Annotated in this window: 17 protein-coding genes; 11 read left to right on the top strand and 6 right to left on the bottom strand. The window is 47.3% G+C overall.

Translation table 11 applies throughout. The annotated features are described in order from the left end of the window. Window positions 1-54: 54 nt before the first annotated feature. The 7 genes from tuf to rplI all read left to right on the top strand — a co-directional run bounded on the left by tuf (window position 55) and on the right by rplI (window position 3946). The gene (gene tuf / locus FCU94_RS12095) at window positions 55-1239 is read left to right on the top strand and encodes an elongation factor Tu (RefSeq protein WP_176288786.1); all 1185 of its coding nucleotides are present in this window, start codon (window positions 55-57) and stop codon (window positions 1237-1239) included. A 322-nt stretch (window positions 1240-1561) separates the two neighbouring features. After that, a complete protein-coding gene (locus tag FCU94_RS12090; RefSeq protein WP_176288785.1) occupies window positions 1562-1750 on the top strand; it encodes a (2Fe-2S)-binding protein in 189 nt (62 codons plus the stop codon). Window positions 1751-1826: 76 nt separating this feature from the next. Then, complete coding sequence (gene bfr / locus FCU94_RS12085) at window positions 1827-2309, top strand: bacterioferritin (RefSeq protein WP_176288784.1); 483 nt, start codon at window positions 1827-1829, stop codon at window positions 2307-2309. 208 nt (window positions 2310-2517) lie between these two features. Continuing rightward, window positions 2518-2907 carry a 30S ribosomal protein S6 gene (gene rpsF / locus FCU94_RS12080; protein ID WP_041154705.1) on the top strand — a complete coding sequence of 130 codons (390 nt, stop codon included), beginning with the start codon at window positions 2518-2520 and terminating at the stop codon, window positions 2905-2907. Between the two features lie 8 nt (window positions 2908-2915). Continuing rightward, a complete protein-coding gene (priB, locus tag FCU94_RS12075; RefSeq protein WP_176288783.1) occupies window positions 2916-3218 on the top strand; it encodes a primosomal replication protein N in 303 nt (100 codons plus the stop codon). A 16-nt stretch (window positions 3219-3234) separates the two neighbouring features. Beyond that, on the top strand, window positions 3235-3462 hold the full coding sequence (gene rpsR / locus FCU94_RS12070; RefSeq protein ID WP_000090472.1) for a 30S ribosomal protein S18: 228 nt from the start codon (window positions 3235-3237) through the stop codon (window positions 3460-3462). A 31-nt stretch (window positions 3463-3493) separates the two neighbouring features. Further along, window positions 3494-3946 (top strand): 50S ribosomal protein L9, encoded by a 453-nt coding sequence (gene rplI / locus FCU94_RS12065; protein ID WP_176288782.1) that lies wholly within the window; start codon window positions 3494-3496, stop codon window positions 3944-3946. Window positions 3947-4018: 72 nt separating this feature from the next. Here the strand turns inward: rplI and FCU94_RS12060 are convergent, their stop codons facing one another. Then, complete coding sequence (locus tag FCU94_RS12060; protein WP_176288781.1) at window positions 4019-4783, bottom strand: DUF481 domain-containing protein; 765 nt, start codon at window positions 4781-4783, stop codon at window positions 4019-4021. Between the two features lie 172 nt (window positions 4784-4955). Here FCU94_RS12060 and FCU94_RS12055 point away from each other — a divergent pair, with 172 nt between their 5' ends. From FCU94_RS12055 to FCU94_RS12045, 3 genes are read left to right on the top strand one after another with little or no spacing between them, the layout of a single operon-like run. Next, the gene (locus FCU94_RS12055) at window positions 4956-6368 is read left to right on the top strand and encodes a replicative DNA helicase (RefSeq protein WP_176288780.1); all 1413 of its coding nucleotides are present in this window, start codon (window positions 4956-4958) and stop codon (window positions 6366-6368) included. Between the two features lie 12 nt (window positions 6369-6380). Then, window positions 6381-7457, top strand: coding sequence for an alanine racemase (gene alr, locus FCU94_RS12050; protein WP_176288826.1), 1077 nt, complete (start codon window positions 6381-6383; stop codon window positions 7455-7457). Between the two features lie 4 nt (window positions 7458-7461). Continuing rightward, window positions 7462-8637 carry a BamA/TamA family outer membrane protein gene (locus tag FCU94_RS12045; protein WP_176288779.1) on the top strand — a complete coding sequence of 392 codons (1176 nt, stop codon included), beginning with the start codon at window positions 7462-7464 and terminating at the stop codon, window positions 8635-8637. Between the two features lie 28 nt (window positions 8638-8665). Here FCU94_RS12045 and FCU94_RS12040 read toward each other — a convergent pair whose 3' ends face one another. Further along, window positions 8666-9085: a secondary thiamine-phosphate synthase enzyme YjbQ gene (locus tag FCU94_RS12040; RefSeq protein WP_176288778.1), complete on the bottom strand. Its 420-nt coding sequence runs from the start codon at window positions 9083-9085 to the stop codon at window positions 8666-8668. 295 nt (window positions 9086-9380) lie between these two features. Here FCU94_RS12040 and pgi point away from each other — a divergent pair, with 295 nt between their 5' ends. Further along, window positions 9381-11033 (top strand): glucose-6-phosphate isomerase, encoded by a 1653-nt coding sequence (gene pgi, locus FCU94_RS12035; RefSeq protein ID WP_176288777.1) that lies wholly within the window; start codon window positions 9381-9383, stop codon window positions 11031-11033. Window positions 11034-11216: 183 nt separating this feature from the next. On the opposite strand, the gene FCU94_RS12030 is transcribed toward pgi, so the two are convergent. From FCU94_RS12030 to FCU94_RS12015, 4 genes are all read right to left on the bottom strand, one after another. Further along, complete coding sequence (locus tag FCU94_RS12030) at window positions 11217-12113, bottom strand: TIGR03899 family protein (RefSeq protein WP_176288776.1); 897 nt, start codon at window positions 12111-12113, stop codon at window positions 11217-11219. Window positions 12114-12409: 296 nt separating this feature from the next. Continuing rightward, the gene (locus FCU94_RS12025) at window positions 12410-12874 is read right to left on the bottom strand and encodes a DUF3299 domain-containing protein (RefSeq protein WP_255199262.1); all 465 of its coding nucleotides are present in this window, start codon (window positions 12872-12874) and stop codon (window positions 12410-12412) included. A 36-nt stretch (window positions 12875-12910) separates the two neighbouring features. Then, window positions 12911-14170, bottom strand: a complete 1260-nt coding sequence (locus FCU94_RS12020; RefSeq protein WP_176288774.1) for an ABC transporter permease — start codon at window positions 14168-14170, stop codon at window positions 12911-12913. Beyond that, window positions 14167-14874: an ABC transporter ATP-binding protein gene (locus tag FCU94_RS12015; RefSeq protein WP_176288773.1), complete on the bottom strand. Its 708-nt coding sequence runs from the start codon at window positions 14872-14874 to the stop codon at window positions 14167-14169. Before FCU94_RS12015 ends, FCU94_RS12020 begins: the two co-directional genes overlap by 4 nt. Window positions 14875-14918 lie beyond the last annotated feature (44 nt).

Below are 14918 nucleotides of genomic sequence, written 5' to 3'. Positions count from 1 at the left end.
CGCGTCTCGATCAATAAGGATCGCGGCGAATCATAACTAGGAAGGAACACGATCGTGTCTAAAGAAAAATTTGAACGTACTAAACCGCACGTTAACGTTGGTACTATCGGCCACGTTGACCACGGTAAAACAACTCTAACTGCAGCTATCTGTACTACTCTTGCTAAAGTTTACGGCGGTGTAGCTAAAGACTTCGCATCTATCGATAACGCTCCAGAAGAGCGTGAGCGCGGTATCACAATCGCAACTTCTCACGTAGAGTACGATACTCCAACTCGCCACTACGCACACGTTGACTGTCCAGGACACGCGGACTACGTGAAAAACATGATCACTGGTGCTGCACAGATGGACGGTGGTATCCTAGTTGTTGCTGCGACAGATGGCCCAATGCCACAAACTCGTGAGCACATCCTACTAGGCCGTCAGGTTGGTATCCCATACATCATCGTATTCATGAACAAATGTGACATGGTTGACGATGAAGAGCTACTAGAACTAGTAGAAATGGAAGTACGTGAACTTCTATCTGAGTACGACTTCCCAGGTGATGACCTACCAGTTATCCAAGGTTCTGCACTAGGCGCACTAAACGGCGAAGAGCAGTGGGAAGCGAAGATTGTTGAGCTTGCAGAAGCACTAGACAACTACATCCCAGAGCCAGAGCGTGCAATCGATCAGCCATTCCTAATGCCTATTGAAGACGTATTCTCAATCCAAGGTCGTGGTACAGTAGTAACAGGTCGTATCGAGCGCGGTATCCTAACTGTAGGTGACGAAGTAGAAATCGTAGGTATCAAAGAGACTACAACGACTACTTGTACTGGTGTTGAGATGTTCCGTAAGCTTCTAGACGAAGGTCGTGCGGGTGAAAACGTTGGTGCACTTCTACGTGGTACTAAGCGTGACGAAGTAGAGCGTGGTCAAGTACTAGCGGCTCCTAAGTCAATCAACCCACACACTAAGTTCGAATCAGAAGTATACGTACTGTCTAAAGATGAAGGTGGTCGTCACACGCCATTCTTCAAAGGCTACCGTCCACAGTTCTACTTCCGTACAACTGACGTAACTGGTAACATCGAGCTACCAGAAGGCGTAGAAATGGTAATGCCAGGCGATAACATCAAGATGACTGTAGAACTAATCGCGCCAATCGCGATGGATGAAGGTCTACGTTTCGCAATCCGCGAAGGTGGCCGTACAGTTGGTGCTGGTGTTGTTGCTAAGATCTTCGACTAATTCTTACGAATTAATTGAAATCTTGCGCACTTCTTCTTTATTGAAGAACACGCATTAGAAAAAGGGAAGCTTAGGCTTCCCTTTTTCGTTTTTGGTTATAAGAAGGTCAAATTGAGATAGAGCGGTAATTAGCTGAAAAACAACAGTTATTGAACGCACTCTCGATCTCAAGTTATGGCGATTTTCTCTAAGGCATTGAATAAGCCCTTCGAGGAACAAGCCGATATAACAAAAGATTCTGGCTACGACTTAAATACAACTAGAAATGATAACGGTTCTTGTTTATATTTCTCTTTGTTGAGAGATATAGGAGTAACTGACGATGTATGTTTGTCTTTGTCATGGCATTTCAGATAAGAAAATTAGGAAGTTAGCCGTTGAGCAAGGCATTACGGACATCAAAGGCATAAAAAGATGCACTGCGTTGGGTAGTCAATGTGGCAAGTGCATTAAACCGACGAAAGAGATTTTAGCCGAAACAAGCTATCTACAATTAAAACAGGCCAGTTAGCGCTAGTGCTGATTGCTTTTTGACACCCTGCTATTTGGAACTAGAGTTAAAGGAGCCAAAGAGGAGGGCGTTTGTCATGAAAGGCGATCCAATCATTATTCAACATCTCAACAAAGTGCTCGGTAATGAGCTCATCGCGATCAATCAATATTTTCTCCATGCCCGTATGTATAAAGACTGGGGGCTAAAACACCTTGCCGACAAAGAATATCATGAATCCATTGATGAAATGAAACACGCCGATCATCTGATTGAACGTATTCTGTTTCTGGAAGGCTTGCCGAATCTGCAAGATTTGGGAAAGCTTATGATCGGTGAAGATACTCAAGAGATGCTTGAGTGCGATTTGAAATTAGAGATGGCGGCCATACCTGATTTAAAAAATGCCATTGCTTACGCAGAAGATGTCCATGACTATGTGTCGCGTGATCTTTTCCAGGATATTCTTGAAGATGAAGAAGAGCATGTTGATTGGCTCGAAACTCAGTTAGGTCTGATTGAAATGACGGGCATTCAAAATTATCTTCAAGCCCAATATGTCGATGATGACGAAGATTAGCTTAAAATAACACGTCACTAAGACGCTTTGAGCCCGCCCGCTAAACGAATAGCGGGCGGGCTTGTTTTACGTCACATTTTGCTTGCCTAAACTGGTTTGTTTCTGTACTATTCGTGCTCCTTAAACTCAGTCAATTATCTTTAGTTCCTTGCTTCCTCTGGATGACTGAGCCAATTGTGGAAGCTGAATAATCCGTAAGGAGCAACCAATGCGTCATTACGAAATCGTATTCATGGTGCACCCAGATCAAAGCGAGCAAGTTGCTGGCATGATCGAGCGTTACACTGGTTCAATCACTGAAGCTGGCGGTACTATCCACCGTCTAGAAGACTGGGGCCGCCGTCAACTGGCTTACCCAATCAACAAGCTTCACAAAGCTCACTACGTTCTAATGAACGTTGAAGCTGACCAAGCTGTAATTGATGAGCTAGAAACTGCTTTCCGTTTCAACGATGCAGTTCTACGTAACATGATCATGCGTACTAAAGCAGCGATCACTGAGCAATCTATCATGCTTAAGCAAAAAGAAGAGCGTGCTCCACGTCGTGAAGAGCGTTCTGAAGCTAAGCCTGAAGCTAAGTCAGAAGCTGCTGAGTAATTTGTCTTATGACCAATCGAATGGAGCTATCTGGCACTATCGCCAAACCGCCCGTTCGGAGTAAAAGTCCCAGTGGCATTGAACACTGTCGATTTTGGTTAGAGCATCGCTCTACTGTCATTGAAGCTGACCTACCGAGACAAGTGTATTGTCGTATGCCGGTAGTCGTTAGCGGGCAAAGGTCACAAGCATTCACTCAGAATTTAGTACAAGGCAGTAGCATTAAGGTAGGGGGCTTTGTCACCTATCAAACCGGCCGAAATGGTGTGGGAAAATTGGTGCTGCATGCCGACAACATTACTCAAATTTAAGATCAGGAGATAGCCCATGGCTCGTTTCTTCCGTCGTCGTAAATTCTGCCGTTTCACTGCAGAAGGCGTACAAGAGATTGATTACAAAGACGTAGCAACTCTTAAAAACTACATCACTGAAGCTGGTAAAATCGTACCTAGCCGTATCACTGGTACAAGCGCTAAATACCAACGTCAACTAGCTCGCGCGATCAAACGTTCTCGCTACCTAGCTCTACTACCGTACACTGACAAGCATCAGTAATCGGTTCGTTTTTAAAAAGAGGAATTAAACAATGCAAGTTATTCTACTTGATAAAATCGGCAAACTAGGTGCTCTAGGCGAAACTGTTAACGTTAAATCTGGCTACGCTCGTAACTTCCTTATCCCTCAAGGTAAAGCAGTTATGGCAACTAAAGCTAACGTTGAAATGTTCGAAGCACGTCGTGCTGAACTAGAAGCGAAAGCTGCAGAGCAACTTGCTGCTGCTGAAGCTCGTGCTGAGAAAGTTAACGCTCTAGAAGCTGTTGTTATCGCGTCTAAAGCTGGTGACGAAGGTAAACTATTCGGTTCAATCGGTACTCGCGACATCGCTGATGCAATCACTGCAGCTGGCGTTGAAGTGGTTAAGAGCGAAGTTCGTCTTCCTGAAGGCGCACTACGTAACACTGGTGAGTTCGAGATCAGCGTTCAACTTCACTCTGAAGTGTTCGCGACAGTTAACCTACAAGTTGTTGCTGCTGAATAATTCAGTATCAAGACGTATTTTAAAAGCACCTGTTCGCAGGTGCTTTTTTTATGTCTATCGTTTGGGATGCGGCTAAAACAAAAACAGCAGGTTGACTGAAAATATAGAGTCAGCCTTGGTCAGTCCTTCTGGGACTTTATCGTGATATTGGCGTGAGTGCGCGAGTTTGAGTGCAATGTCTTCGGTAATGTTGTTGGTGACGCTGAGGTCAGTGTCGGTGCGAGTATTGCTATGGCCTGAGACGATAGTGACATCCGCAGAGATAGATAGACTGTCCAACACTTGCCAACGAGTATTGATGTTACCGCGGAAAATTCCTTCACGAACGGTTTCAGGAAAGATGATGTCATCATCATCAATCTCATCGAGATTTGGCTCTTGATAACGAAAGCCGGGACCGACTTCGAGCTCAAACACGAAGGTATCCGTGTTTGAAAATTGATAGCCTAAACCACCTGATAGGGTGTAATCCTTAAAATAAGCACTATAAAGTGAATCAACGCCGCGGAAGCTGCTGTAAAGGTATGTTTTGGGCGTAAGCTTGTAGTCACTTTGCGCGCTGTAACTAGACTGCCTCTTGTCTTCCTCGCCATCTTTGTATAGCAGGTAGAACTTCCATTCGCCACTGGTTCGATGGCGGCCTGAGACATACTCGGCGTTGAGGCGCGAGTTCAGTGAGCGTGAGTCAGAGTTGCCAGTGTGCGCTTGATAGCCAAATTCGACCTCAGTTTCCCAAGGCGAGGGCAATTCAATATCCGAGTGGTTCTGTCCTTGTTCATCGGCATATACATACATTGAGCTGAATAGTCCCAAGCTCAAAAGCCAAAGTTTAGACACTAACGACCTCAAGATAGAAAAAATAATGGGATAATAGTAGAGCCAAAGGATAAGGTTACCGTCAACAACAGGTAAAATCTGGATGGGAATCCGACAAAGTCAGTTCTGGCTACAGACATCAGCGCCATTCTCGTTATAATTAGCGGTCCAGAGCAAGTTGTTGAGCAATACCATGGCTGAATCGAAAGTAGATTACCGAAACAAAAAGTTTAGCGACGCACAAGTTGATGCGATCAAAGTCCCCCCTCACTCACTGGAGGCAGAGCAGTCGGTCATCGGCGGTTTACTGCTCGACAACGAGCGCTGGGATACGGTGGCTGAGCGCGTGGTAGCCAAAGATTTCTATAGCCGTCCACATCGCCTGATCTTCGAAGCAGTCAAAGCGATACTTGAAGATAATAAGCCCCTCGATCTGATTACGCTCTCTGAGTTCCTCGAGCTGCGCGAGCAACTTGAAGACGTCGGCGGTTTTGCTTACCTTGCCGACCTGGTCAAGAATACGCCGAGTGCGGCCAATATTAATGCCTATGCGGATATTGTCGCTGAACGTGCTCTGGTGCGTGACCTGATTGGTGTCGCGAATGAAATCGCCGATGCCGGTTACGATCCTCAAGGCCGCAACTCCGAAGATTTGCTCGATCTTGCTGAGAGTAAAGTTTTTGCTATTGCCGAATCGCGCACCAACGAAAATGAAGGCCCGCAGAACGTCGACAATATCCTGGAGAAGACCCTAGAACGAATCGAGCTGCTGTATAAAACCCCGCAAGACGGCGTAACAGGGGTCAATACTGGCTTTACCGACTTAAATAAGAAAACGGCAGGCTTGCAAGGTTCTGACTTAGTCATCGTGGCTGCACGTCCTTCGATGGGTAAAACCACGTTTGCGATGAACTTGTGTGAAAATGCGGCGATGGAGCAGGAAAAACCAGTGCTGATCTTTTCGCTAGAGATGCCGGCAGAACAGATCATGATGCGTATGTTGGCGTCACTTTCGCGCGTTGACCAAACCAAAATCCGTACCGGCCAGCTCGATGATGAAGATTGGGCGCGTATCTCTTCTACCATGGGCATTCTGATGGAGAAGAAGAATATGTACATTGATGACAGCTCTGGTTTGACTCCGACAGAAGTGCGTTCACGCGCGCGTCGCATTGCCCGTGACCACGGCGGCTTATCGATGATCATGGTCGACTACCTTCAGTTGATGCGCGTACCGTCATTAACCGAAAACCGTACGCTTGAGATCGCCGAAATTTCCCGCTCGTTAAAGGCGCTTGCCAAAGAACTTAATGTGCCAGTTGTGGCGTTGTCTCAACTTAACCGCTCGCTTGAGCAACGCGCCGATAAGCGCCCTGTTAACTCAGACCTACGTGAATCGGGCTCTATCGAGCAAGATGCCGACTTGATCATGTTTATCTATCGGGATGAGGTGTACAACCCAGATAGTTCGATGAAAGGTACAGCGGAAATCATCATAGGTAAGCAGCGTAACGGCCCGATCGGCTCGGTGCGACTGACTTTCCAAGGTCAATGGTCACGCTTTGACAACTATGCAGGCCCTGCATTCGATATGGACGATGAGTAACTTATGACCCACATGAAAGCGGCGACCGCTTACATCGATTTGGCGGCACTCAAGCACAACCTCGCACAGATTAAACGTCAAGCGCCGCATAGCAAAGTGATGGCGGTGGTGAAAGCGAACAGCTATGGCCATGGCCTGCGTCATATTGCTAAAAGTGCCGATGGTGCCGATGCGTTTGGCGTGGCACGTATTGAAGAAGCTCTCCAGTTGCGTGCTTGTGGAGTGGTCACCCCCATTTTGCTGTTGGAAGGGTTTTACTCACAGGGCGATCTGCCTGTGTTAGTGACCAACAATATTCAGACGGTTGTTCATTGTGAAGAGCAGCTCGTTGCCCTAGAGCAGGCTCAGTTAGATACCCCTGTGGTGGTTTGGCTGAAAATTGATAGTGGGATGCATCGTCTCGGTGTTCGGCCAGAGCAGTATCCAGATTTTATAAGTCGTTTAAAAGCCTGTCGTAACGTCGCTAAGCCGCTGCGTTATATGAGTCATTTTGGTTGTGCTGATGAACTGAATAAATCGACCACTAACGAGCAAACCGAGCTGTTTATGTCTTTAACCGAGGGGTGTGAAGGTGAGCGTTCTCTCGCGGCGTCTGCGGGCTTACTTGCTTGGCCTGATAGCCAGCTCGATTGGGTGCGGCCAGGTATAATCATGTACGGCGTGTCCCCGTTTGGTGACACAACCGCTCAGCAAATGGGCTACCTGCCCGTGATGACGCTTAAATCACATCTAATTGCGGTGCGTGATGTCAAAGCGGGTGAGAGCGTTGGCTATGGCGGTATTTGGACCAGTGAGCGTGACACCAAAGTGGGCGTGATCGCGATTGGTTACGGAGATGGTTATCCAAGAATGGCCCCATATGGTACGCCTGTTTGGGTCAATGGTCGCAAGGTGCCAATAGCAGGGCGAGTTTCAATGGACATGCTGACTGTCGACCTTGGACCTGATGCGACCGACAACGTGGGTGACGAAGCGACCTTATGGGGAAAAGCGTTGCCCGTTGAAGAGGTGGCCTCACATATTGGTACGATCGCCTATGAGTTGGTGACCAAGTTGACCTCAAGGGTTGAGATGGAGTATTCGAAGTAAGCTAATGTCCTCCCAATTACTGAGAAGGCTGGCAGTGGTTGCCAGTCTTTTTGTTTGCGCGCCTGGGTTAAGTACTGAGAAAGACTCGGCATTTCTGCCTTTTTATTTTAGTAGTGACACACTGGGTCATACCTTTGGGGTTGCCGGGGTAGCCAAAGGGGTGGGTCAGCCACAGGCCGCTCTGTTCGGTATGGCGCTCTATTCAGACAAAGACAGCTATGTTGGATTTGTTTCTGCCTTTAACTATGCGCTATCTAATAATCTGCTGTTTAGTACTCAGATGTATCACGCTCAGTTTAATGACAGCCCGTATTACTTGGGCGAGCAGGGTCGTAACGACTCGCAAACGGGTCATCAAACAATGACTAACGGGTTTGAGCAGAATTATCAGTTTGAGTTTAAATACTTGCTACCTTGGGGCAGTGTTAAAAACGACGGCTTGATGGGCGCCTTCCAACCGGTTCGAGATGTCAATTTTGCTTCACCTGTCGAGTCTGGCGTGAGCTCACTTGTCTTGACGCCGTTCTACTCCTCGCGGGACTTGGAAATCCTAACCAAAACAGAGAAAGCGACAGGGATTGAGCTGACATTTGATTGGGACAACCGCGATAGTGTGAGAAATCCAACCAAAGGCTCACATTCTTCATTGGAAGTGACGTTAGGCGCTGAGCGCTGGCAGAGCGAAGATATCTGGACGAAATGGGCTTTTCAAACTAGTCAGTATTACGCGCTAGGACCTTTGGGTGAGTTATTTAATCAGCAAGTCTTAGCGTTTGATTTTTACACGGCAGATACTCCAAGCTGGAACCGTGTAAAACCGCCGGAACAAGACCAGGTTCGATTAGGAGGCTTGTATCGTCTGCGAGGATACACCAGTGGTCGCTACCATGGCCGCTCAGCGGTGCACTACTCGGCGGAATACCGAGTCGTACCTGATTGGCAGCCCCTTGATAGTATTCCAATCGTTAACTACTACGATTTGCCTTGGTGGCAATGGGTTCTGTTTGCTGAGGTAGGGCGCGTCGCTGATGAGTACGACGTTAAAACCCTACATAGCGAAATGAAGTGGACTTTAGGTGGCGCAGTACGCTTTCAGGTTGAGGGAATCGTCGTTCGTGCTGAAATGGCTCAGGGTAACGATGAAAGCACTTTTCGTGTGATGATCAACCAACCTTTCTAGGCATCTTCAGCCAGTGGTGCGAACCATGTTACTCCCCTTGAATTGTCGCAATAAGGGTTCTTGAACCTCCAAAGTTGCGGTGCTCACCCAAATATATGCCTTGCCAAGTACCTAACGCCAGTCGACCATTTGAAATTGGAATCATCACACTACACCCTAGCGTGGACGCTTTGATGTGCGCGGGCATGTCGTCGTCGCCTTCATATGTGTGTTGGTAGTAAGGCGCACGCTCTGGAACAAAGTGGTTGAAGTGTTTTTCCATATCATCTCTTACCGTGGGATCGGCGTTCTCATTGATGGTCAAACTGGCTGAGGTATGTTGGATAAATAGCTGTAATATTCCCACAGAATAGTCAGCAATCTGCGGCAATTGTTGTTCAATTTCATCGGTTATCAAATGAAACCCGCGTGGTCGCGCCCGAAGGTGGAGTGTTGTTTGTGTCCACATAAACAGAACTATCCTAGAAGTGTTGTGACAAATGGTTAAGCTTAATCAAGGTTAGTGTTAAGATTCTTAGCGTGATTTAGGTTGTTGTTCACTTTTGGATCAGGGAACGTGACCTAACTCAATGTGAGGGTAACTCACCTGCGCCATAATGTACGCTTGAAAAAAAATTACAAAGGTAGTTTAGTGGCATTTTGCCTAAACATACCTAATATTATTATTTTGCTTAATCGGGGATTCCACCAGTTTTCGCTAGACTGTATGGAATAGAACCTACTGTAACATCGGGATAGGTACCATGTTGAAAAATATCAATCCAACGCAAACACAAGCTTGGAAAGCGCTGACGGCGCACTTCGAATCGGCACAAGATATGGATATGAAAGCGCTGTTTGCTCAAGATCCAGCTCGCTTTGATAAGTTCTCAGCACGTTTCGGCACAGATATTCTCGTCGACTACTCAAAAAATTTAGTCAATGAAGAAACGCTAAAACACCTCTTTGCTCTAGCAAATGAAACTGAGCTGAAAGCAGCGATTGAAGCGATGTTCAGTGGTGAAGCGATCAACAAAACAGAAGATCGCGCAGTATTGCACACGGCACTGCGTAACCGCAGCAACAAACCTGTAGTGGTTGACGGTGAAGATGTGATGCCGGCTGTCAATGCTGTGCTAGAAAAAATGAAATCATTCACTGATCGTGTAATCGGTGGTGAGTGGAAAGGTTACACGGGTAAAGCGATTACTGACATCGTGAATATCGGTATCGGCGGCTCTGACCTGGGGCCTTACATGGTGACAGAAGCTCTTGCGCCATACAAAAACCACCTAAACCTGCACTTTGTTTCGAACGTTGATGGCACCCATGTCGTTGAAACGCTTAAGAAAGTTGATCCTGAAACAACGCTGTTCCTAATTGCGTCGAAGACATTCACCACGCAAGAAACCATGACTAACGCGCACTCTGCTCGTGACTGGTTCCTAGAATCAGCGGGCGATCAGGCTCACGTTGCTAAGCATTTTGCAGCGTTATCGACGAATGCGACTGCCGTATCTGAATTTGGTATCGACACAGACAACATGTTTGAGTTTTGGGACTGGGTTGGCGGTCGTTACTCGCTATGGTCTGCCATCGGCCTCTCTATTGCTCTTGCTGTTGGCTACGACAACTTTGTTGAGCTACTTGATGGTGCACACGAGATGGATAACCATTTCGCGTCAACGGAACTAGAAAGCAACATTCCAGTGATCCTCGCTTTGATTGGCCTATGGTACAACAACTTCCATGGCGCTGAATCGGAAGCGATTCTTCCTTACGATCAGTACATGCACCGCTTTGCGGCTTACTTCCAGCAAGGCAACATGGAGTCTAACGGTAAATACGTTGACCGAGACGGTAATGCAGTGACATACCAAACTGGCCCAATCATCTGGGGTGAACCTGGCACTAACGGCCAGCACGCGTTCTACCAGTTGATTCACCAGGGCACTAAGCTGATCCCTTGTGACTTTATTGCACCGGCCATTAGCCACAACCCTGCGGGTGACCATCATCAGAAACTGATGTCTAACTTCTTTGCCCAAACAGAAGCGTTAGCGTTTGGTAAGTCGGAAGAAACAGTGAAAGCGGAATTTGCCAAAGCAGGTAAGAGCGAAGCAGAAGCGGCGACGTTAGCACCATTTAAAGTGTTTGAAGGTAACCGCCCAACTAACTCTATTCTAGTTAAGCAGATCACTCCGCGTACTCTCGGTAACCTAATTGCGATGTACGAGCATAAGATCTTCGTACAAGGTGTTATCTGGAACATCTTCAGCTTCGACCAGTGGGGGGTTGAGCTAGGGAAACAGCTCGCGAACCAAATTCTGCCTGAGCTTGCCGACGAGTCTGAAATCAGCTCGCACGATAGCTCGACGAACGGCTTGATCAACGCATTTAAAGCGTTCAAAGCTTAATCGCCGTCATACTTGAAGCGGCAGCGTTGTTGACTGCGTAAGTTGACCCAAATCGAATAGATCTCCTATTTTCATTGGGCAGGACTTCACGGCGACCTAGCTGCCACTGCAATTATTTAGGCTACCCATGTTTTATGACGCCAACCTAATTAGGTTGGCGTTTTTTATGCGGCAAGAGATGTCTTAAGCGGTTGTATCGATGCTTGGAGAGGCTTCGGTGCTGGCGGTAAATTTCTGACTCAACATGGCAACCAGTTGGTCGTAGTACTGCATATTGGGTTTGTTGCCCAACAATTTACATAATTCATTGCCGGTGGGACTAAAGCGATAGTAGATCAAGCGAACGCCCTTGCTATGTGCTTGCAAAGCGAGTTGTTTGCCTTGGTATAACAAGGGTAATGGAGAGTCGAGTTCTATCTCGCCTGACTCAAGCTCAGTACCATGCATCAGGCCGAGTTCAAATAATACCAACAGGCTCGAGTAGGGGAGTTGGTAATTCCCTACATTGATATTGCTGGTGGTTGAACGCTTGCCAAAACTGAAGATTCCGCCTTGCGCTCGATAGCCGACCAGCAACTTTCGGCTATTATCCCCGCCAAAACTGCACGCCAACGCTGCCGCCCGTTGAAGAATTTGCGCTTCTTTCGGGGTCATGTCTTGGAGGACTTTGAGCGCTTTCATTGAGGTTGAGCCCGGGTTGGTGACTTCGCGTTTGAGTACCTGTGCCCATAAGCGCTGCATGGCGTGGTTGTGAACTTCTTGCGCCATATCGAAGTAGCGATACAGCCAGTCTTGGTCTGGGTCGCCAGCGGTTTCATCTTTACAGGAAATATGGGCAAGTTTGAGAATTTGTTCGAGGTTTTTCTGCCTGAGCTCTTTGCGCTTTCGTTCGCGAATGAGCGCGCGTTCAAGAGTACTTTTTTCGGGTTTGTCAGTTTGCAACAGGGCATCGAGGCCATAGGTCTGTGCAATATTAAGCACCCGGCTAGCGCTGTCTTTAATGTAGCTCGACTTCTTTTCACGCCGCTGCGGTTGCTCAGCTTCGTGCTCGATAACAACGGGCTTATTGGTTTCAGACATGCTATTTCCTTCGCCATCAGATGCTTAACTGGAGTATTAACTGTACCTCGGAACCCGTGAACCCGCCACAGAAAGAGTGTGAGCCAGTTTATAAAAATATCGCTACCATAAATGATAACAAGTTGTTAAAATTGTTATCATTAATTGTGAGGGCTTATGAAGTATTTTAATGACAATAAACTGAAGAAGCACCTGTCAATCGCCCTATTGTTACTGCTTTACCTAGCGGTGCTTGGTTATCTTTCTCGCTATATAGCTTAAAAAGGGCGCTAACAGGTCGCTCATTCTATTCACATTTACATATCATCGTACTCGGCGATCTCAGTGCCTTGGATGACATACCCCGTCTCTGCCAATTCATGGCTAATGGTTTCTGTTTTGAGTGTGCCTATCACATAAACCACGTCCCACAACTCTTGTACCGGTGCTCCTTTGGGAAACTTCACATAGATAATTTGATTGGGCGGCGGTGGCGGAACATGGATACAGGCACCAAAATAGGGAACCAGTAGAAATTCGGTGACCCGATTTTCATCGCCTTCCAATGGGATGACAAAGCCCGGAATTTTCACTTGGCTACCATTAAGCTCCGTTCTGACCCCGCCAATTTTGGATTGTTGCATCACGTCGCCTGAGTGGTCGACAGCGGGCATGCCATACGAGTCGAACTGATTACGTTCGCTTTCTGGGATCAAGTCAATCCACTCTAATTTGAGTGGCTCATCTGCATAGGCAGTGAGGCTTGTCCCGCCAAAAATCATTAATGTAGTGAGTAGTAGAGAGATAAATTTCATTGTTTAAACTCGAATTGTCATTCCGTCACTAAGAGACTGTTTATAAGCCCGCAAGGCGGGGATAAAGCCAATTAAGGTTCCAGCCAGTTGCACGGCCAAAAGTAGCATAAATTCGTAATGAGATAAGCCGACTAAAGCTAAGTTGATGCCGTACGTCTGTTGAATGAACGGGGCGGCAAACGCCAACAGCGTATATAAGCCTGCAGTGCCGACCGTTACGCCAATCAGTGTCAGAGCACTGGCCTCTAAAATCAGCAAACTAAACACATGTCGTGGCCTTGCGCCCATCGCTCTGAGGATTGCCATTTCTCGCCGCCGCTCTTGCAAGCTCGTCAACAGGCTCGACAACATGCCAAGCAAGCCAGCAATGACGACAAACACCGACACCGCCATCAAAGCTTGTTCGGCGACAGACATCATTCCCCACAGCTCATGTAAAGCTACGCCAGGTAAAATAGCACTTAACGGTTCTTTGGTGTAAGTATTGATTTGACGCTGCAGCGCGAAGGTTTGAATTTTCGATTTGAGTCCCAGCATCATTGCAGTGATCTGCTTGGGTTCAAAGTTCATCGCTTCGAGTTGGCTGGCAGTTGGAGTGTTACCTAAATTGGCACCACTCTCCCAGCCGACATGAATGGCTTCGATGGCTTGCAAAGAGACATGAACGGTTTTGTCTACAGGGGTTCCGGTAGGCGCAAGAATGCCGACCACGACAAAAGGAAGATTATCGTGGCGACTGAAACCGACATCGCTAATACCGTGCGCAATCACCATCTCACTCCCTACATGATAATTGAGCTGTTTGGCAACGTCTGCACCGATCACCGCTTCAAATAGGCCGTCGAACTCTCGTCCCTGACGAAAAGCCAAGTTCTGTTTTTGGCCGTAGCGATAATGCTCAAAATAGCGATGGTTAGTCCCCATCACGCGAAAGCCTTTGTGTGAGTCCCCCAGTGAAATAGGAATCGCCCAGTCAACCGAGCGGTGTTGGCTAAACTCTTGATAGCTCTTCCAATCGATATTATTGGTTGCATTGCCGATACGAAATACCGAGTAAAGCAGCAAATTTACCTGACCAGAACGACCACCCACGATTAGGTCAGTGCCTGAAATTGTATTGGCAAAACTGCTTTTAGCTTGGGTTCTAATACGCTCGACACCGAGGAGTAAAATCACCGAGATAGCGACGGTCAGGATCGTTAATACGGCAGTCACTTTGCGGTTGCGAACGCTTTTGAGGGCTAGAGTCAGCGTTGGCGTCATTGGGTACCTCCGGCGTAATTAAGTTGCTGAAGGTTAATGGTTTTATCAAAGCAAGCTTCTAAGGTTGGGTCATGACTGACGAACAGCAGCGTAGAATTGGCTTGATTGACTTGTTCTAAGAGTAATTCAATAAACGCACTGCGATTATCAAAGTCGAGTGAGGATGTGGGTTCATCAGCAATGATCATTTTGGGTTGGCCAATCAGAGCTCGTGCGGCAGCCACACGTTGTTGTTGACCGATACTCAGTTCCGTCACGGGTTTATCGAGCAGAGTGCGGGGTAAATGTAACTGCTGTAACAGTACGCGGGCCTTATCGGCTAAATCGCCGCTGACTTGTCGACGACGGGCAGATGAGAACTGGCAAGGTAACATCACGTTTTCAATCACGTTCAGATAAGGAAGTAAATTAAACTGCTGAAATATATAGCCTATGTTGTCCGCACGGAACCGGTCTCTTTGGCTGCCTGTCATCGATGAAAGGTCGCGACCCAATACCGAAACCTTACCTTGATTGGCGGTATGGATACCGGTGAGTAAACCTAACAGAGTCGATTTGCCACAGCCGCTTGGTCCTTTGATGAAAAGGTGTTCACCTGTCTTCACGCTTAGTGAGCGAATGTCCAGTGTCGGTTGACTGTTACCCGGCCAGGTGAAGCTCACGTGGTTTAGATCAACGACGGATTGGTGTTGTTGATTGTCCATTTAGTCTCCCATATCTCAGGCGGCCCATCCTTACTGAGCCGCCT

This window comes from Vibrio sp. JPW-9-11-11 (genome assembly GCF_013369335.1).
Taxonomy (GTDB): Bacteria; Pseudomonadota; Gammaproteobacteria; order Enterobacterales; family Vibrionaceae; genus Vibrio.
The sequence above is the reverse complement of the archived record's forward strand: the minus strand, read 5'-3'. Positions and strand labels throughout refer to the sequence as shown.

Bases quoted from the DNA above. Each gene is read 5' to 3' on its own strand.
- alr (WP_176288826.1), top strand. From the start codon at position 6,381: ATGAAAGCGGCGACCGCTTACATCGATTTGGCGGCACTCAAGCACAAC.
- pgi (WP_176288777.1), top strand. From the start codon at position 9,381: ATGTTGAAAAATATCAATCCAACGCAAACACAAGCTTGGAAAGCGCTG.
- FCU94_RS12020 (WP_176288774.1), bottom strand. From the start codon at position 14,170: ATGACGCCAACGCTGACTCTAGCCCTCAAAAGCGTTCGCAACCGCAAA.
- FCU94_RS12055 (WP_176288780.1), top strand. From the start codon at position 4,956: ATGGCTGAATCGAAAGTAGATTACCGAAACAAAAAGTTTAGCGACGCA.
- FCU94_RS12025 (WP_255199262.1), bottom strand. From the start codon at position 12,874: ATGATTTTTGGCGGGACAAGCCTCACTGCCTATGCAGATGAGCCACTC.
- FCU94_RS12045 (WP_176288779.1), top strand. From the start codon at position 7,462: ATGTCCTCCCAATTACTGAGAAGGCTGGCAGTGGTTGCCAGTCTTTTT.
- FCU94_RS12030 (WP_176288776.1), bottom strand. From the start codon at position 12,113: ATGTCTGAAACCAATAAGCCCGTTGTTATCGAGCACGAAGCTGAGCAA.
- rpsR (WP_000090472.1), top strand. From the start codon at position 3,235: ATGGCTCGTTTCTTCCGTCGTCGTAAATTCTGCCGTTTCACTGCAGAA.
- FCU94_RS12090 (WP_176288785.1), top strand. From the start codon at position 1,562: ATGTATGTTTGTCTTTGTCATGGCATTTCAGATAAGAAAATTAGGAAG.
- rplI (WP_176288782.1), top strand. From the start codon at position 3,494: ATGCAAGTTATTCTACTTGATAAAATCGGCAAACTAGGTGCTCTAGGC.
- FCU94_RS12040 (WP_176288778.1), bottom strand. From the start codon at position 9,085: ATGTGGACACAAACAACACTCCACCTTCGGGCGCGACCACGCGGGTTT.
- rpsF (WP_041154705.1), top strand. From the start codon at position 2,518: ATGCGTCATTACGAAATCGTATTCATGGTGCACCCAGATCAAAGCGAG.
- FCU94_RS12015 (WP_176288773.1), bottom strand. From the start codon at position 14,874: ATGGACAATCAACAACACCAATCCGTCGTTGATCTAAACCACGTGAGC.
- priB (WP_176288783.1), top strand. From the start codon at position 2,916: ATGACCAATCGAATGGAGCTATCTGGCACTATCGCCAAACCGCCCGTT.
- bfr (WP_176288784.1), top strand. From the start codon at position 1,827: ATGAAAGGCGATCCAATCATTATTCAACATCTCAACAAAGTGCTCGGT.